Genomic DNA, 18,219 nt, shown 5'->3' with positions numbered 1-18,219 from the left:
TGCTGGGCCAGACTGGCCAGAGTCACGCGGTCTTCAGGCTGGAGCTGTTGATAGCGCTTGGACGGGGTGCTTTGCATCTGCGGACCTTACTCGGTGGCAGGTGTTGCACTTCAAACTTGAATCCGCCCTCTTCTTGACCCTGCATGCAAGATGCACGGCGTTGTTTTTGGTTGCCTATTTTCCGCCTCATCACCAGCAACCGAAGCTGGCCTATATTTCCATTCGAGCACCTATCAATGCGAGGCGTCGTCGATACATTTCACCAACAACTTTTGGATTGTATTGATTGAGCATGGTCTCCCTTGCTTGCAGACCTATAGACTTTCTTAAGTGTGAGTCATTGAATACCATTGAAAGACAGTAAGCAGCGTGTTCGATGTCGGGCTCAGCCCAAACCTGCCCTGCCTCATATACTCCAACAGATTTTTCCAGGGGCTTCAGTTTGTAGTGCACGGGAAAGGAGTTTTGGGTGTTCATGAATTCCATATTTCCGGACCACCCCGTGGCAATCACGGGCTTTCCAAGGAACATCATTTCGGCGGGGCCAAGTCCGAACCCCTCGGCGCGATGGAGGGAAATCAAGCAATCACAATTTGCCTCAAGCCCATACAGCATATCTCGGGAGTAGACCTGATCCAGAAATATGACATCTTCAATGTCATCAACACTCTGTTTCAGTCGTTCGTAGTCTTCTGCATAGTCGATTGAGTTGATCGTCTTTATGATCAATGTGGCCTTTGTGGAGGGTTGAGTCATGCATGCAATGCGAAATGCATCAATTGCTGCTTCGGGGTTTTTTCTGAATTTGTAGGAATGAAAGTCATACATGACCAGAGCAGCGAATCGATCTTGGGGGATTCCAAATGAAGCCCGGGTGAACTGTGGGTTGACGGTAAAAGACACACAGTGAGGAACTTTGAAAACTGGAATGGGCGAAATCGATGAAACGGCTTCTTGCACGAAAGCAGTAGGGGTCCAAATTTCATCTAGACCAGAGAACGCGCCAAGATATTTTTCCGGCAATTTTGGCTGTTCCCAGTGCCAATATGCAATGCGAGCTTTCGCGGATTCAATATTCATTCCCGCAAGATACGCTAGCGTTGCCCTGGTCTGATCAGCATTGACGTATATCAAATCAATTGGATAGTGATCAGGTGTTGCCTGATCCCAAGCACTTCTATCAGTTTGCCGATTTTGTGTTTGATAGCCAACATCAATTATTGAATATGGGATGCCAACTGATGACGATGCTTTGGCCAAGCTTCGTGCAGCCTCTCCAACGCCCAGCTCTGCACCCAAATAGCCAATCAAATTTAAACCGGGAATTTTGAATAAATCGCTTGGATTGGCCAACTTTTGTGGCTGTGTGCAATCGATAATGATATGGCTGTCAACGGAAATATTTTTGACGCGCCAACTCAGTTTTCTTGAGTCATCATTCAGTCCAATACTTTTTGGCACGAAAAATGAGCTTGCTTCAAGTTTTAGCATTCCGTGCGATGGAATTTTTTCTGGCAGAGGGAAGCTTGCATCGATAATTCCATCAGTGCGTCTGTCTGAGATTCCTACTATGTCGTCGGCGAGCGAAACGCTGATGAAAAAAGTGTCTTGACCAGTGGCGCGTTGAAGCAGTTCCGGAATGAACAATCCCTCAATGCGAAGCATACCTCCAGGTATATTTGGAATGGGGACGAAAACTTGTGTGGAACACCAAATTCCTCTTTGTCCACTGTCATCTTCTGCCGCGGTCTCAAATAGACCTTGATATGGGCTATTAGATGGTATTTGAAGTACCGATTCCTGGCTTCGATTTTCGTTGATTTTCTTTGACTCTGGCGCGGCCCAAGCATCCGAAAGAGTGTAAATAATCGCCCTCGCTATACGGGAGAGATCTATAACTTTGTGCCTTAGTACAATAGAAGCTATCGAAAATACACCGCGACCACGTGTTAAGAAAGCCTCCTTTGAGTCATCCAGTTCGTGGGAATTTTCATCTATGTCAAATAGTACTTTGTATATATGACTTGCGCGGGCTGCAGACTTTTGAATTTCGCCGGATTTGCTCTCAATTTTCTGTATTTCTCCGGATTCAATTTTGTCGTGATATCTATTGTGCGCTTCCATGAGGCTCTGGCCCAATACCGATGAGCCCTCCAGTAGCAACCACGCCCAGAACTTTTGAACAGATGTCTCGTCGTCCAGTGGAAATTCTCGCATCAGGTCAGGTCGAGATTTCCACAGCCCATGCATTGTCCATGTGATGGGCGTCAGGTGGTTGCCAAATCCTACGCGAGACCAGATGAGCGCATCAGGTTTTTCAAAGGGATTGGGGGACATCAGGTTTCTAAGCTGAGTGTTCCTCAGGTATTCTCGACGAAAGGAATCAGGTATTGGTTCCCCATTGGAGAAAATCCCAAATCCATACTTGAATGCAGAGAATCTCTGTGCTTCATTCAGAAGCAGTTTATCGACGTATTCTTCAGCAAGCGGTCTTGCCTCTCCAAGAGTATCAAGCGTGAATCTGTTCTGGTGCTTTGAAAATACTGCCGGATTCAGTGGATTGATGCCGCTGAAATGGAAAAAAACCAGAGGCACTCCGTTGGAAAGCCAGTTCCCATTGGGCGCGCGCGAAATCCTTCGCTGTGCAAGATTCCAATATGCAACGTTATAGCCAGGGTGGCGTAGAACGTAGACATTCTCGAATAGCCCAGGAACGAGATCGATCCAGCTCTGGTCGGTGAAAATCCCCCGATCCATATCTACTACACAATCATATTCAAGCTTCTTCATCCACCACTTTAAAAAGCTATCTGCATTTTCTGTACGCTTTGTGGCGCAGAATCCGCAGTTGTATGTTCCCGACCTTCTGATGTCCAGTTCGGTAGGGCTTTTCTGATCAGTTATGGGTGAAATCAAGTGCGGGGTCAGAACGATATCTGAACTCCCTTTGAGGGCATCCATCACTTCAACCAAGGGCTTGAACAGAGTGATGTCTGGATCAATGTAGACAGCTATGTCAAAGCCAGCTTGTAGCAGGAGTTGCATGGCCCACGGCTTGACGGCAGTATTCAGTTCGAGAACAGAATATTGAAAGGTGAATTCCTTTGGATTGGGTAGACCCAGCTCTCTTAACTCAATGATGGTGAACTCGTCTTCATACTGCTTTGCAGGCTCAAGATCGGTGTCAACAATCACGCAATACAGCGAAGCTTCAGGGTGCTGAATTTTTATGCTTTGAAGCAGGGTTCTGGCAAAGTGCAGATAATTGTTGGATACGATCGTGTAAAAGGCGGTTCTCATTCTATCTTCCCCCTGCGCTGTCAATGCTTGAGCTTCAAATTCAGGCGACATTGAGGCCTGTTGCACTGTCCATTTTTCGAGAGTGCTCCAAAGCGTTATCGCTTATTGCTTTGCAAAGTACGGCACCTCTTGAGCCAAATTTTTCCTGTGCAACGATTTCCAGTTGGGCTTCTTTGCAGACTTCACCCAAGGCTTTAAAGTTGGGGGCCCATTTGTTGCTGGCATCATTGTTCAGGGTGTTTGCGTAATAAAACTTCCACAATGAAATTTTATTGATGGCATTCATTTGTGCTTCAGTCAAATCTTCGCATCGCAGCGTTTCATGTATTTCATCATCTGCAATGTGGGACTCTACCAACACGGTGGCATTGGGTTTTGCCATTTTCCTTAAGTTGTCAAGTGCAAATAAGGGGTTGCGCAAATGGTACAATACACCGACAAAAATTATAAAATCGAATTTTCCATATTTTTCGGGAGAAATATCATAAACGTTATCGACAACATGCTTTACATTGCTTTCGAGAATGGATGCCGCAACTGAAAATCCAGAGGCTGTTGGTTGCCTGTAGTCAACCGCAATGACCTCCTCTGCGCCACGTTGTTCGCAAATAAAGGAGTAATATCCGTCAGCGCAGCCAACATCCAAAACTCTTTTTCCACGCAAATCCGTAGGAAATCCGAGTTTCTCGTATACGGCCATTGTTGCTGCGGACTTATTTAATCCTGGCGTGACTGATCCATCTGGCATGGTGATTTGGTGATACCAGTGCAAAACGCTTGAAACTTTTTCTTTGATGGATTGTTTGTCGTTCGTCATGATAGGTTTGGTATTTCAATGCCGAATGGTTTTGGAGGCGCTTAACTAAAAGGTGATTTGCAACATGCTTCTTAGCGTTTCATCCAAGGTGTAGGTTGCAAGCGGGCCAATGAGGGCTGTCATTTTTTCCGGACTGCCGCACAGGCGATGAACCTCGTTGGCGCGCACGAAAGCAGGATTGACTTTGACATTTATTGTGTGTCCTGTCAGGTGTTTCAAACGGGCGATGACATCTTGCAATGAGTGCGTCTCGCCAGAGCAGACATTGTAGATTTCACGGTTCTTGCCTAGTGCAAGCAAAGCTAGGTAGGCGCTGCAGACCATGCGCACATCGTTGAATTCACGTTCAACATGCAGGTTGCCCAATTCAATGGTATGGGCCCTCTCAGCAAAGTGCTTCACCAATTTGGGGATCAGAAATTCCGGAGCTTGACCAGGACCTGTGTAATTGAAAGGTCGAACCAATACCAGCGGAAGCGTATCTGCGTAGGTCAAGGCCATGTGTTCCATGGCCAGTTTGCTCGTCGCGTAGTGATTGATCGGTGCGGGCGCTGTGGTTTCTCCGATGGGAGATGCCTCGCTGTTTCCGTAGATGTTTGCGCTGCTGGCCAGCAGCACTTTGAGTGGTTTTATTGGCAGCGCCGCCAAGGCAGAAAGCAAGTTCATGGTGCCAATCACATTCACTGAGTAGAATGAAATTGCATCTGCATGACCCACAAAACTGATTGCAGCCAAATGCAGAACCCAATCGGCTTGCGCATTCTCCACTTCTTCGCGTAACCCGGTGGCGTCTGTCAGGTTGGCCTGCAGCGACCAAACTTCATGCCCTGCAGTTGCCGCCATGGCCTTGAAATTTCGACCGGTGAACCCATCTGACCCCGTTAAAAGTATGCGCATGGTTGTGGTGTTGGTTGATGTTGGCGACGGCTTCGTTGAGGACGTGGAGTTCGATCAATGCAGTTTCGTCGCATGTTTCTTTTGAGGCGGTGTTTTATTTGATCGATGGACGAAATACATATCCCTCCAGTTGAAGTTCATCGGTGGATTCGACGAAAACTCGAATTTCCAATGTCTGGGTACTGGTGGAAATGACGACCTGTGTTTGTAGCAGCATTGAGTCGTTTGACGGTATCAGCTTGTACCTGCCATGAATCAGTGTGCCGTCTTTCGAAGAGACCTCGACCCATGATGTGCCCGAGTCGTGGGTGCTTGTTCCCTTGAGGGTGAGCTGGTAGCTGCCAGGATTCATCGTCACCCTCGGTCCGAAAAGGAGAAAGCCAGGCTTTCCAGATGTGAGCAGACGGCCTTCCTTCAACTGTCCTACATGGGTGTCGTTGCCTTCCCCGAACCCATCTTGTTTCAAACAAATCGGTGGAAGGCAGATTTGCTTCAACCTCATCGCGATGTTGGGATCTGCGGGTCGATCGGTACGGACGTTCTTCAGACGCACGGATGTGTAGAGCGGATGCTCGCTGACCACCACCATTCCTTCTTGCTCAAAGGCTTTGACGACGGAGCGGACCTGGGCTTTCAGATCGGCGGGGTAGGGCCATTCGTGTGCCGCCAACAACATGTTCATGTGCGGAAGGATCACGGTGTCGGCTTCCCGGCTGGCGAGCAGCATCAGCACCCGGTCGACAAACTGTTCGTCGAACGTCTCTGCTTTGAAGCCACTCATCCACACCGGCCAGAACTGTCTCGCGTGCTCAAGGTTTTTGTCACCCCCGATATTGAAGGCGACGATACCCAGCCGGGCGGCGACGTAGTTGACAAGAAAGTCGTTACGCCAGGGCAGAAAGGCCACCCGTTCACCGGGTCGAAGGTCTGAGCGCATGTGGTCGACCAGATCTTTCTCGATCTGGAAGAACTTGCTGCGCGACCGGATGTCTCTTTCGAGTTTGTCTGGGATCGAGGGCAGGTTGAGCAGGACCACGCCACATATCAGCAGCAGCGCCACGGATTTCGTGTGGCGTTGCGGTGAGGCCAATGCCAGAACCAGAAGGCCCCATGCACCGAAAACGGCAAGTGCCGTCCATCGGTAGCTGGCTCGCATGTTGTTAAAGCCCGGCAGCTTCGCTGACATGAGCTCTGACCCAGTGGGGGCCAAACCGGCTTCCGCAGGCATCGTCTGCTCGACATGGCCTAGAGGTTTGATGGCGTTCAGCTTGATCGACGGACCCAGCGCCATGTAGAAACCGGCGACCAGCATGCAGATCAGCCCCAAGGTCACCGTGCGATGTCGCGGCAGACGCCAGAATGCCCACAAGCCAGCAAGAAAAATGGGCGTACAAAAGGTTGTGATCCAGACCGAATCGTCGCCGTAGTAGCGCTCTGTCGAGCGTTCCTTGCTCCATCCCAACCAGTCCGGGATCCAGTGCACGCCTTGGGTGGGTTGTATGAAGAAGGTCAGGTCGGCGCCCCAGCCACGGAAAACGTCCATTGATGGTGCCGAGTAGCTGGACTTGCCGATAAACCACCCATACAGCAGATACGCCAGCAGCAGGCTGGTGGTGTGCAGCGGCAGTGCCATCCAGGTCAGGCGCTGTCGATGGGCCGGAGTACCCACAAGCCAAGCACATGCCAGCAAAAGGGAGCCACCGATTGCAAAAAACATGAAGCTGTAGCCATCCATGAAAACCGCAAGAATGCTGATCAGCGGGTACGACATCATTTGGCGCATGTGGGTGCGCCAATCGGATACCGAACCCGCATTCTCAGGGGCCACCAGTTGGACTGTTTGCAGAAGGTACAGGGGCAGGAGCGCAATGCCAATGGACAGCATGGAGTAGCCAGCGTGTGCCCACGTGACCGGCATGCTCATCCAGGCAAAGGCTGCGACCCAGGCCAGACGGGGTGATACCGACCAATGCGTGGCCAAGGCGCGCGCAGCGACAAAGGCCAATCCCATCCAGCAGGCCACCATGGCGCTGTAGGCGTCGGGCGGCGGCATGCCCAATCTGATGAACACACCGGTGAGCATCGCGCCGGGCAGGCCGAATGCCATTGCTGCCGGTTCAGGGGCGCCAAAATTGGTGGCGAAGATGCTCCATATCGACTGATTGGCGAACGATTGAGCAAAGCCGGTGGACCACACCGCCTGACCCAGGGTGGGGGTTGATACAAACGGTACAGCGCCATGCATGACCAAAACCGCTGCCCACGCGCAGAGCAGCGTCAGCACGGTTCCCCCAGATTGACAGAGTGATTTGCTAGTCATTGATGACAGCGTGTTGGGCTCTGAGCGTCAGGGCGTAGAGGTAAAACAACAGGTCGCCAGATGCTGTGATCACGCGCCCGACCACGACAGCCAACAGAAGGTCTGCTTGAGCGAAATGTCCACTCAGCAGCAGGAGCAGGACCGCCTCGCGAACGCCAACGCCAGCGGGGGCTCCAGGCGAAAGCAAACCCGCCAGCCAAGCCAGGATGTATGCGCCCCATAGGATGGGCCACTCTGGCGACTGGAGCGCGTCCGCCGGGGCCATTAACTTGAGCACCACCATGAACACCACGCTCGATATCCACAGGAAGCCAGCTTGCCATCCCAAGGCCCTGGACAGCGAATGGGCTCCGAGGTTGCGCAGCAAGGCAATGCTGACGGTCATCGCCAGTGCCCAAAGGCCAATGGCCATGCCCAAGGAGACCTGATGCCACTGCAGTGGTGCGGCCAAGATGCCAAAGACGCCACCGATTGCAGCAATCAGCATGAGTTCCCACAGCGAGCAACGCGCCAGTGGTTGCGCACCCAATCCTGCCGCCATGCCGATCGCCTGTCGACCCGCGAGGTGAAAAATGTTGCCGGGGATGTACTTGTTGATTTGTGAGACCCCATAGGTCTTGAGCGCCCATTGCCACGGTACTTGCAGCTTGTGTTGCTTGAGCAGGTTCCACCAGGCACGAGCGAGCAAGACATTGGCCCCTCCGTACACCAAAGCGAGCACGATCAACAATGACCAGGTGTCCGCACTGAAACCCGAGATGTCGATCTGTCCGGCATGCTCCTTGATTTTCAGCGCGACAAACGCTACCCCTGACAGGGCGAGCAATGCGGTGGCTGCATGCAGCCAGCGCTGGAGGCAGAGTGGCCGCTTCACATTTGTTAGGCTCTGGCCCTGCACAACAACATCGTCCACGGCAAAGGCGTCTTCACGGCGATGACATCGAAATGACGTTCAACCAAGGCGACAAACTCTCTGGTTGACCAATGCTGGACATGACCCGGTGTGTTTCCCAGGTGTTTCAGGTAGGCGCCTCTGGCCATGTTCAAGGCCCGCCAGATCGGTTCCCGGGGCACCGTGAGGATGATGTGGCTTTGGGTGATGCGTTGCAGGGCTTGCAGGCCTGCCAATGGGTCGGACATGTGTTCGAGCACTTCGCAACAGACGATCAGGTCAGCGCTGTCGGTTTCCCTTGTGACGTCATAGATGTTGCGAACAGAAAAAATGCTGGCGTCCAGGTTGGCGCTGATGGCGTTCTCCTGCGCCAGCGAGATGATCTTTTCCGAGAAGTCGCTCCCTCTGGCGCTCATGCCTTGCCGGCGCCAATCCAGAACCCAGTGACCTTCTCCGCAGCCGAGTTCATGGATGTCCTTGGGTACCACCTGGTGGACCATGTCGTCGAGTGCGTCCGAAAAACCGCGCATGATTTTGCGCACGAGCGGGTTGCGTGACTCGTACTTGTCGTACACATTGCCGACCACGATCCCGCTGTCTTCCAGACCATGCGATATTTTCAAACTTCCACTCCCGTCCATCTACCTGCTTTTAAAACGAAAACCCTTTTTGGTTGCGACGCATGTCTGCCTCAACCATCATCTGGCACAGCTGCTCCAGCGTGGTTTTGGGTTCCCAGCCCAGTTGGGCCTTTGCCTTGGCCGGGTTGCCAATCAGCAGCTCCACTTCAGCCGGGCGGTAGAACTTGGGGTTGACGCGCATCACGGTCTTGCCGGTGGCGACGTCCACAGCCGTTTCGCTTTCGGCTTCGCCCTTGAATGTCACCTCAATGCCGGCACCCTTGAAAGCCATGGCGACGAAATCGCGCACGGTTTCCGTCCGGTTGGTGGCCAGCACGAAGGTGTCTGGCTGGTCGGCCTGCAACATGCGCCACATGCCTTCAACGTACTCCTTGGCAAAGCCCCAGTCGCGCTTGGCGTCCAGGTTGCCCAGTTCCAGCATGTCGAGTTGGCCCAGCTTGATCTTGGCGACGCTGTCGGTGATCTTGCGGGTCACGAATTCGCGGCCGCGCAGCGGGCTCTCGTGGTTGAACAGGATGCCGCTGCTGCCGAAAATGTCGTAGCTCTCGCGGTAGTTGATCGTCATCCAGTGAGCGTAGAGCTTTGCCACGCCGTAGGGGCTGCGCGGGTAGAAGGGTGTGTCTTCCACCTGCGGGATGGCCTGCACCTTGCCGAACATCTCCGAAGTGCTGGCCTGGTAGAAACGGATCTTGCGGTTGATGAGGCGGATGGCTTCCAGCAGGTTGACGGCACCGATGCCCGTGATCTGGGCGGTGGTTGTGGGTTGATCAAAGCTCACGCCGACAAAGCTCTGCGCGGCGAGGTTGTAGATCTCGTCGGGTTGCACCTTCTGAACCAGGGCAATGCTGGTGCCGAGGTCGGTGAGGTCGTACTCGACCAGGTGCAGGTTCGGGTGGTTCTGAACACCCAGTTCTTCGATGCGCCAGAAGTTGACCGAACTGGTGCGGCGGTAGGTGCCGTAGACGGTGTATCCCTTGTCCAGCAGCAGTTCTGCGAGGTAGGCGCCGTCTTGCCCGGTGATGCCGGTGATGATTGCGGTTTTCAAGCTGTTCTCCGAATGACGTTGAATGGATGGGAGGGCGTCTGCCGCCAGCGGGGCGGGTGCGCTACGCCAGCGTGGACAGGCGCTCCAGTTCCGCACGGTACGACGCGACCAGCCGCGGGGAGCAGAAAAACTCGAGGATGTGGCGCCGTGCGGCCTCGGTGCGCACGCGCACTTCATCTGGCCTGTCGAGCACGAACCGGAGATTGTCGGCGAGCGAATCAACGTCGGGATCGGCCCAGACGAACCCCTGGGGATAGGGCAAGTGGTCTTCAGCCAGTTCCACCAGGTCGTAGCGGACGGGGAAGGCGGTTTCGGGCCGGATAAAGCTGCTCAGCCCGCCGAAGGAAATCGTGATCACCGGAACGCCGGCACCCATGGCCTCCACCACGGTCAGTCCCAGGCCTTCTGATCGGTGGGGTGACACGTAGGCGGTGGCGGTCCCGATCAGCTCGTGCAGCTCGGCGTCTGAGAGCAGGTGGTCGATGATGCGGATGCGCGAATCGAGCTGCGCGGCCTCGTAGAGCCGTTTGACGTCCGGAATGCTATGGTCCGGATAGGTGATCTTGAAGGTGAGTGTCACGTCGTCGTAACCGGCGTTGACCGGGCAAGCCTGCCAGAACGCCTCCAGCAGCGCACCCGGGTTCTTCCGCTCCAGGACGCTGTTGGCATCAAAGCAGTAGACGAAGTTGCGGGTGGCAGCACGATGAACCGTGTCTGGCTGGATGTCGTTCAGGTAGGCCAGGTAGGGCGGAAGCAAGGTGACCCGCTTGGCCGTGGAGCGCTTGAGCGTTTCTGCGATGAATGGCGTGGGGGCCCAGAACTCGTTGAAGTACTTCATCGACACCTGCCACTCCGGGCGCAGGGTGGGCAGTTCCCAGTACCAGACCGCGATGTTGTAGGTGTTCCTGAACAGCGCCTCGCCGCCGTGCTCCAGCATCATGGGCAAGGTATCGCCGTTCATGTGGACGACGTTGATCTTCGCGCTGTCGATAAAAGGGGGCAAATTCAGTTGGTCCCCGATGCTGGTTTGCCTGGGAAACTCCAGCTGCCGGGCGCTGGTTCCGATGCGGGTCGCACCGGCAAGGCGAAGACCTTCCAGATAACCGCGCGCGCTGACGCCCAGGCCGGACACTCGGTCCAGTGGACCCACCACGTTGATGCCTTCATCGGCGCGCATGCCCTCCGGGATCGCCAGCGTGGTCCTGGGCGGGACGGTCACACACTGTTGCCTCGAGAGGCGGATGCGGTGGTGGAGCACCAGGCCGGCGGGCTTGCCCAGGTGCAAGAAATGCGTCAGGGGCCGGTCCAGCCAGGGCTGAAGCTCCGGGTTCGACGACAGGTAGCGCAGGGGGTCGAAGGCGGTCGGTGACCCCAGCCCCAGATCTTCTCCCAGCGCAGCGTAGTGGTACAGCGCGCAGACCGGTCCAAGGCCGTCAGGGCCGAACTGTGTTCGGTAAGTCTGCGGATTGAAATGGGCATTGGGCCAGCGACCTTCACGATCCCCGTACTCCACATAGTGCAGCAGGGGATCGGCACCGCAGGTGGCGATGTCAGGGTAGGCGGTGAGGTAGTGCTGAGTGTCGAAAAGACCCAGCAGGAGCAGCGTCAGTGCCTGCTTCATCACTTCATGTGACTCGGGGCTGGCGACCATGGTGCCGTGCCAGTCCGCACCCATCCTCGCCGCTTCACGGCGGGCATGGTCCTCCAGCTGGTTGAGCAACTGGCTGTACGGCGCCCGATCGTAGGGGCTGGCGTGCGCCGTGGGGGACTCAGTGCGAGGAGACATCATGTTCCGGAATGCTGTCGTTGTGCTGTTCGGCACAGATGGAGCGCAGGTGCAGACCGAAGTAAGGGTCTCGGTCCACAACGCGTTGCCAGCGGGCCAAGAACGCCTGTCGCTCAATGCTTTTGTCGTGCTGGCGCTTGAAGCTGGAATTGTGGAAGTGATAGAGCGCAGCGTGCGGTGTGAAGACCACCCGGTACCCGGCCTTCACGCAGCGCAGGCAGAAGTCGATGTCGTTGTAGTCGACACGAAAGACCTCGTCGAAGCCCCCCATCTGGTCGAAAAAGTCCTTGCGGTACGCCATCACGGCACCGGTCACCGCACCGCAGTTGCGGTCGACGGAGGCATAGCCGCCGTATTCCAGTTCGCGGGACGGGCTGTTCATGAAAACGTGTCCTGCCGACCCGTTGAGCCCGGTCGAGATGCCGGCATGCTGGATCTTTCCATTGGGGAACAGCAGCTTGCCGCCCACGACGCCCACTTCGGGACGCACCGCGTGGCTGACCAGCGCCTCGATCCAGTCGCCGGCGATCACCTCCAGATCGTCGTTGAGCAGCAGGGCCACGCCGGACGGGACCAGCGAAGTGGCGAAGTTGGATTTTTCGGCAAACGAAAACTCACCCTTCTTGGTGAATGTCCGTGTGGTGTGACCGTGCGCAGCGAGCAGGTCGCGCAGGTCGTCGGGCACGTGACCGTCGTCCACCACGATGATCCGGTAGCCCTTGAAAGTCGATTTGGCGATGATGGAGCGCACAAAATTGGTGGCCAGGACCAGGTGTCCCCGGCCCGGCACCGTGCGTTCCTGCATGGCCGTGAGAATGAGCAGCGTGACCTCCAGCCCCTCAGGGATGGGCCACTTGACCTGAAGGCTGCCCGGATTCGGGTGGGCGACGACCTCCACATCGGGGCTTTCCTGGGCCAAGTGGGCCTGCAGGACATGGCGGGCAGGTTCCAGCCCTTCGGTGGAGAAAAAGCCCCCCACCGGGATGTCGATTTCGCGCTCGCGGACGTACAGGACATCTTCAATGTGCCCGACACGCCGGGCGGCCGTGGTGACAGCGAGCGCCAGAGCGTACTCATCGGCTTCCGGTGATCCGGTGTTGGCGACACGCAGGTTGAGCAGCAGCGACTTGCGCACGGCGAGAAACCGGCCGACCAGATTGACGGACTGCTGGTGCTCGGGGGACCAGTCGGGCTTGAAAAACGGCGAGGTGACCGAGCCGTCCTTCATCAGGGTCGCTTCGTCGGTGTAGACCAGATCCAACCCGGGGTCGTTCGTTAGGCACTTGCTGAGGTGTTTGACCAGATCGTCATCGACCACATCACCTTGTGCGAGCAGGCCCACAAAGAGACTCGTGGCCAGGCCAGAGGCCCGAAGGATGTTCTGAACCTCGCTGGAATCGGCCCCCTGGGTGACGCGACGGATGCGCCAGTCGATGTCCAGCCAATCGGCGATGCGCGCTTGCATGGCTTCGCTGCCGCACAAGAGGACTTCCCAGGCAGGATCGGTCTGCCTCAGGACAGACTGCACGCTGCGGCTCAATGCCTCTGCGTCGTCCCGATCGACGGTGATGACGAAACACACCGACGCCGCGCTGCGCCGCATCTGACCCAGTGTCGTGACCGGTTCCAGGCTTTCGCTCTCTGACGCCGGTCGCTGCAGGGACAGGTACTTGTCGAGTTCCAGCGGTCGCGCCAGCGCGCTCAATGCGGCGTTGGCCAGCGCGGCTTGCGGGCCGATCGGCCCCGTGCGCTGGTGCAAACCCCTCGGGACTTCGATGGGCGCTGTGCGGGCATGTTCTTCCCCCGCTGACCCTGTTGACCCGGCTGTCTCCTCAGGGTGGTCTGTACCATTGCCGCGCGCCAGATACACCAGACGTTGATGGACGTGTGGCAAGTGGGTCGAGAGCCAGGCACCCGCGTGCCGGCGCAGGGTCGGGAAGGGTGTGAGCAGCGAAGCGCCCGCTGCCGCCGCACTCGCCACCAAGGGCCGTGCCACCCGGTACTTCAGGAGGCCGATCGGTCCGGAGCGCTCCATCCGGGTCAGCCGGTGGACCATGTTGGCCATGCTGGCATCGGTGGCGCCGCGCCATGTGTTGGCTTGCTGCAGTTGGGTCTGCGCCCGGGCTTCCAGCTGGCGCACCAGTGCCTCCAGGCGTTGCACGTCGGCCTCGGCGCTTCTGGCCTGGGCCATCGACTGTCTGGCCACTTCTGCGGTGGTGGCCATGGCCCGCGAAGCGCTCACCGCCTGGTCCTTCAGTGACCGTATTTGCTCCCTGACCGAGGCATCATGCCGCACGGCCAGTTCGTCGAGCGAAAGCCCATAGTGCCGGGCAAAAGCGCCGTCAAAGCCGGTGAGGATCGCGGCCGGGGCCGCTTTCTGGGCCACGACAGCGTAGTCCGGACTGACGCCCACCAGCACATCGTGCAGGCCCGGGGCCAGATTGTGAGCCAGCGCTGCGGACTCCTGAAGTCGAACGACCTTCGTTCGCTCGAAGCCGCAGTGCTCGGGCAAAAAGCTCAGCAACTGGTGGGGTATCGGCTTATGGTGTGTCGGGTCCAGATAAAAATGATTGGTGCCGACGACGACGTTTTCGGGGTTGGGCGTCTCCAGGATCAGCAGGCCTCCAGGCCGCAGCACGCGCATGCTTTCCTGGACCAGTGTTCTGAGCGCATCGAACGGGATGTGCTCCACCAAATGGAAGGCCGATACCATGGCCTGGCTGTTGTCGGGCAATCCGGCGAGGTAGGCCAAGGCGTCACCCTGCTGCACCGGCAGACCCATGGACTCACAGCGGGACAGCATGCCGGCATCGAGGTCCACGCCAAAGGGCATCAATCCTTGGTCTCGAACCATCTGCAGCCACTCGCCTCGGCCACAGCCCAGATCGATGACCTCAGCGCCCGGAAACGCGGACGCAAGGGGGGCCACAAAGGGCAGGTAGGCCTTGAGTCGCTCGTAGATCAGTTCCCTCGATCCCCGGTAGCGGTCTTCAAAAGCCACGTAGAACCGGTCGGTCATGCTCGGTATTCCACCTGCGGCGGCAACCAGCAAGTGCCCACAAAAGTGGCCTTGTCCACGTTCATTACGTTGAACACCAGTGCCAAGTCTTTCCACTGGTAGTTCTTTCCGATATGGTTGTCGGCGATGTGGAGCGACGTGGAAACCGAATAGGTGCCAGCCCCCAGATTGGCCGGAAATCGGAAGATGTAGGTGCCTTTCAGGCCTCCGGGCACGCTCTTGAGCTTCTGGTCGAGGTGGTGGGTGTTGGTGCCGAACATGGGTTGCCCCAGCCGGTCTTTGATCATGTACCCGAGCACCAGTTCGGGCAGTTCGCTTTTGGTTTCAATAGCAATGCGCAGACCGACTGGCTGTCCCACGTTCACCAGTTCGATCACCTCGTCCTTGTCGTTGAGCAGGTGAACCCCGGAGACCACCGCCTCGCCCGTGCCCGACACCGTCTGGACCCGGCCGCCTTCACCGATGTGCTGGCGCACCGTCTGGTTCTCGCGTTCGGCAATCATGGCGTTGTAGTAGTCCATCACCGCTTCGGGTTCGCCCTCCATCACCAGCTGACCCGCGCTCAGCAGGATGGCTCGATCACAGATGGTCTGGATGGCACCCTTGTCGTGGCTGACGATGAGCAGTGTGGTGCCTTCTTCGCGGAACTGCTTGATGCGGTCGAAGCTCTTGTGAACGAAGTAGGCGTCACCCACCGACAGGGCTTCGTCCACGATCAGCACGTCGGGCCGTTGGGCGGTGGCCACGCTGAAGGCCAGTCGCATCTGCATGCCGCTGCTGTACACCCGCACCGGTTGGTCCATGTAGTCGCCGATTTCGGCAAATGCCTCGATCTCGGGCAGCAATCGCGTGATGTCTTCGGCGCTGTAACCGAGCAGTTGACCCGCCATGTAGGCGTTCTGGCGGCCGGTGAAGTCGGGATGGAAACCCATGCCCAGCTCCAGCATGGCGGCGACGCGGCCTGTCATGTGGACGCTGCCGGTCGTGGGCTGGGTGGTGCCCGTGATCATTTTCAGCAGCGTGCTCTTGCCCGCGCCATTGACCCCGATGATGCCCACAGCCTCACCGGGGTTCACGGAGAAGGTGACACCCTGGAGCACCCACTTGTGTTTGAACCGGGGCTTGCTGAACGGTACCAGCCATTCCGCCAGCCGCGACCAGCGGGTGGGGTATTGCTTGTAGGCCTTGCCCAGATTCGTGATGGTGATGGTTCCCATGCAAGTCCTGATCAGAGTTCGTCGACCATCTCACCGATGTTCCGGTAGAAGAGGCGCAGGCCCGTTGCGCTGAGAACCACCGTCATCAGGGCCACGGGCCAAAGGCTGTACCAGTCTGGCCATTGGCCCATCACCAGCACCTCCTGGAAGGCCTTGATCAGCCGGGCCATGGGGTTGTAGTTCATCAGGTGCTGCACGGCTTCCGGCAGGATGTTCGCGGGGTACACGATGGGCGTGAACCAGAACCAGAACGACAGAAAGATGCCGAAGAACTGGCCCACGTCGCGAAAGAACACGTTCAGCACGCCCAGGTTGATGCCAATCGCGATTGCCAAAGCCGTCAGCAGCAGCAGCAGGGGTCCGAGTGCGATGAAGACCCAGCCTGGAAAGCTCCCGGAAATGAGCAGGAACAGCACAAAGAGGCCGAACACGATGGTGAAGTTCAGCAGGGCATTGCTGACCACGGTCACCGGGAGGCACAGCCGCGGAAAGCTGATTTTCTTCAGCAGGTTGGCGTGCTCCAGGAACATGCCGGTGGCCCGCGTCGAGATTTCAGCAAACAGCCCCCAGATCAGGATGCCAGTGCACAGATAGATGCTGAAGGCATAGGTGCCTTCCACCCCGGGAAGGCGGGACTTCATGAGCTGGGAAAAGATCACGGTGTAGACCACGATCATCGACAGGGGATTGATGATGTTCCACGCCGCGCCCAGCAAGGAGTTGCGGTACTTGGTCTGAAACTCCCGCTTGACGTTGCCCAGGATGAAGCCGCGGTAGGCCCACAAGGCTCGAATGGCGCCCATCAGACCCGTCCGTAGGTGTCTGACAGCCGGACGATATCGTCTTCGCCCAGGTAATCGCCGCATTGCACTTCGATCAACACCAGCTCGTCGTGGCCCGTGTTAGTGAGACGGTGTTTCTCCTGCAGGGGGATGTGGCGGTACTCGCCAGGGCGGGTGGGGTACTCGACATCGCCGATCTGCACAATGCCGCGCCCATGAACCACCACCCAGTGTTCAGCACGCTGGTGGTGGTATTGCAGGCTCAGGCTCTGCCCAGGCTTGACGGTGATGCGCTTGACCTTGTAACCGTCTTCCTCTTTCAGGGTCGCGTAGGTGCCCCAGGGGCGGTGCACGGCGGGCGGCAGCAGCGTGCTCTGGTGTTGAGGACTGTTGATGTGGCGTTCCTTCAGGGCATCCACCACGCGCTTGACGCTCTGGGCTTCCTGCTTGCTCGTGATCAGCAGGGCGTCCGGCGTGTCGACCACCACCAGGTCCTTGACGCCCACGGTGGCGACCACTTTGTGGCAGTGGCTGTCGATGTGGACGTGGGTGCCCGTGGTGTTCACGGCCACCCAGTCGGTGTTGTCGGCGGCGCCCAGCGTGTTGCCGCTGGCGTCGGGTGTGTGGGCCTGGGCGACGGCGGGCCAGGCACCGACGTCGCTCCAGCCAAAGCGCGCGGGGACCAGCACCACATTGGTGGCGCGCTCCATGACCGCGTAATCGATGCTGATGTCAGGCTGTTTGCCGAACGTGTGTGAGTCGAAGCGCGTGACCAATGGTGCGCCGGTCTGTTCGGGCAGCGGCAGCGGCTTGGTGCTCGACTGCGCCATGGTCTGCTGCGCCGCACCCAGCACATCGGGCGCATGTTCAGCCAAGGCTGCCAGCATGGTGCCCGCCGTGAAACAGAACATGCCGCTGTTCCAATAGAAACGACCCGTGGCCAGGTACTCCTGTGCCGTGAGAAGGTCGGGCTTCTCGACAAACTTCAGCACGGGCTGAACATCGCGTCCTACCTTGGGCACCTCGATGTACCCAAACCCGGTTTCCGGCCCTGTGGGGTGGATGCCAAATACCACCAACTGGCCCTTCTGGGCCTGGCGGATCGCCTCGATGGCGTTGGCGACAAAGCTCTCAGTGTCGGGAATGAGGTGATCGGCGGGCAGCACCAGCATGACCGCGTCGTCCCCGTCAGACGCCTGGCAGGCGAGCGCGGCCAGGGCGATGGCAGGCGCGGTGTTGCGGCCCTTGGGCTCGAGCAGGTAGCGCGCCTTGGGCGGGTCCACCATCTCGGACAGCAGACCTTGCGTGAGGAAGAGGTGGTCCTGGTTCGTCACGATCAGCAGGTCGTCGGTTCCGCAGGCCTGGCCTCGCGTGATGGCCTGCTCCAGCAGGGCGCTGCCGCCCAGCTTCATGAAGGGCTTGGGGTAGGCCTGACGTGATGCGGGCCACAAACGTGTGCCTGCTCCGCCCGACAGAACAACGGAGATGAGTTTCATGGAGCGT

The 18,219-nt window shown here is 57.4% G+C and carries 12 protein-coding genes; all 12 read right to left on the bottom strand.

What is annotated here, in order from left to right:
• Window positions 1–210: 210 nt before the first annotated feature.
• On the bottom strand, window positions 211–3,351 hold the full coding sequence (locus B0E41_RS18480) for a glycosyltransferase family 4 protein (RefSeq protein WP_077333055.1): 3,141 nt from the start codon (window positions 3,349–3,351) through the stop codon (window positions 211–213).
• Window positions 3,341–4,117: a class I SAM-dependent methyltransferase gene (locus B0E41_RS18475; RefSeq protein WP_077333053.1), complete on the bottom strand. Its 777-nt coding sequence runs from the start codon at window positions 4,115–4,117 to the stop codon at window positions 3,341–3,343. The genes B0E41_RS18480 and B0E41_RS18475 overlap by 11 nt, the downstream gene beginning before the upstream one ends.
• Window positions 4,118–4,162: 45 nt before the next feature.
• Window positions 4,163–5,014: a GDP-mannose 4,6-dehydratase gene (locus B0E41_RS18470; protein ID WP_077333051.1), complete on the bottom strand. Its 852-nt coding sequence runs from the start codon at window positions 5,012–5,014 to the stop codon at window positions 4,163–4,165.
• 94 nt (window positions 5,015–5,108) lie between these two features.
• The gene (locus B0E41_RS18465) at window positions 5,109–7,298 is read right to left on the bottom strand and encodes a hypothetical protein (protein ID WP_143433901.1); all 2,190 of its coding nucleotides are present in this window, start codon (window positions 7,296–7,298) and stop codon (window positions 5,109–5,111) included.
• Window positions 7,299–7,326: 28 nt separating this feature from the next.
• Window positions 7,327–8,247, bottom strand: coding sequence for a hypothetical protein (locus B0E41_RS18460; protein WP_143433900.1), 921 nt, complete (start codon window positions 8,245–8,247; stop codon window positions 7,327–7,329).
• Window positions 8,214–8,849: a class I SAM-dependent methyltransferase gene (locus B0E41_RS18455; protein WP_077333045.1), complete on the bottom strand. Its 636-nt coding sequence runs from the start codon at window positions 8,847–8,849 to the stop codon at window positions 8,214–8,216. The genes B0E41_RS18460 and B0E41_RS18455 overlap by 34 nt, the downstream gene beginning before the upstream one ends.
• Window positions 8,850–8,877: 28 nt before the next feature.
• Window positions 8,878–9,912 (bottom strand): GDP-mannose 4,6-dehydratase, encoded by a 1,035-nt coding sequence (gmd, locus tag B0E41_RS18450; protein ID WP_077333043.1) that lies wholly within the window; start codon window positions 9,910–9,912, stop codon window positions 8,878–8,880.
• A gap of 61 nt (window positions 9,913–9,973) precedes the next feature.
• Window positions 9,974–11,632 carry a glycosyltransferase family 4 protein gene (locus B0E41_RS18445; RefSeq protein ID WP_171984816.1) on the bottom strand — a complete coding sequence of 553 codons (1,659 nt, stop codon included), beginning with the start codon at window positions 11,630–11,632 and terminating at the stop codon, window positions 9,974–9,976.
• A gap of 49 nt (window positions 11,633–11,681) precedes the next feature.
• Window positions 11,682–14,717, bottom strand: a complete 3,036-nt coding sequence (locus tag B0E41_RS18440) for a glycosyltransferase (RefSeq protein ID WP_077333039.1) — start codon at window positions 14,715–14,717, stop codon at window positions 11,682–11,684.
• On the bottom strand, window positions 14,714–15,934 hold the full coding sequence (locus B0E41_RS18435; protein ID WP_077333037.1) for an ABC transporter ATP-binding protein: 1,221 nt from the start codon (window positions 15,932–15,934) through the stop codon (window positions 14,714–14,716). The genes B0E41_RS18440 and B0E41_RS18435 overlap by 4 nt, the downstream gene beginning before the upstream one ends.
• A gap of 11 nt (window positions 15,935–15,945) precedes the next feature.
• Window positions 15,946–16,737 carry an ABC transporter permease gene (locus B0E41_RS18430; protein WP_077333035.1) on the bottom strand — a complete coding sequence of 264 codons (792 nt, stop codon included), beginning with the start codon at window positions 16,735–16,737 and terminating at the stop codon, window positions 15,946–15,948.
• Window positions 16,737–18,212, bottom strand: coding sequence for a mannose-1-phosphate guanylyltransferase/mannose-6-phosphate isomerase (locus tag B0E41_RS18425; protein WP_077333033.1), 1,476 nt, complete (start codon window positions 18,210–18,212; stop codon window positions 16,737–16,739). The genes B0E41_RS18430 and B0E41_RS18425 overlap by 1 nt, the downstream gene beginning before the upstream one ends.
• Between the last annotated feature and the right edge of the window lie 7 nt (window positions 18,213–18,219).

It is taken from the genome of Hydrogenophaga sp. A37 (assembly GCF_002001205.1).
GTDB lineage: Bacteria > Pseudomonadota > Gammaproteobacteria > Burkholderiales > Burkholderiaceae_C > Hydrogenophaga.
The sequence above is the reverse complement of the archived record's forward strand: the minus strand, read 5'-3'. Positions and strand labels throughout refer to the sequence as shown.

Coding starts and splice junctions, on each gene's coding strand:
- B0E41_RS18480 (WP_077333055.1), bottom strand. CDS start 3,351: ATGTCGCCTGAATTTGAAGCTCAAGCATTGACAGCGCAGGGGGAAGAT.
- B0E41_RS18475 (WP_077333053.1), bottom strand. CDS start 4,117: ATGACGAACGACAAACAATCCATCAAAGAAAAAGTTTCAAGCGTTTTG.
- B0E41_RS18470 (WP_077333051.1), bottom strand. CDS start 5,014: ATGCGCATACTTTTAACGGGGTCAGATGGGTTCACCGGTCGAAATTTC.
- B0E41_RS18440 (WP_077333039.1), bottom strand. CDS start 14,717: ATGACCGACCGGTTCTACGTGGCTTTTGAAGACCGCTACCGGGGATCG.
- B0E41_RS18435 (WP_077333037.1), bottom strand. CDS start 15,934: ATGGGAACCATCACCATCACGAATCTGGGCAAGGCCTACAAGCAATAC.
- B0E41_RS18430 (WP_077333035.1), bottom strand. CDS start 16,737: ATGGGCGCCATTCGAGCCTTGTGGGCCTACCGCGGCTTCATCCTGGGC.
- B0E41_RS18425 (WP_077333033.1), bottom strand. CDS start 18,212: ATGAAACTCATCTCCGTTGTTCTGTCGGGCGGAGCAGGCACACGTTTG.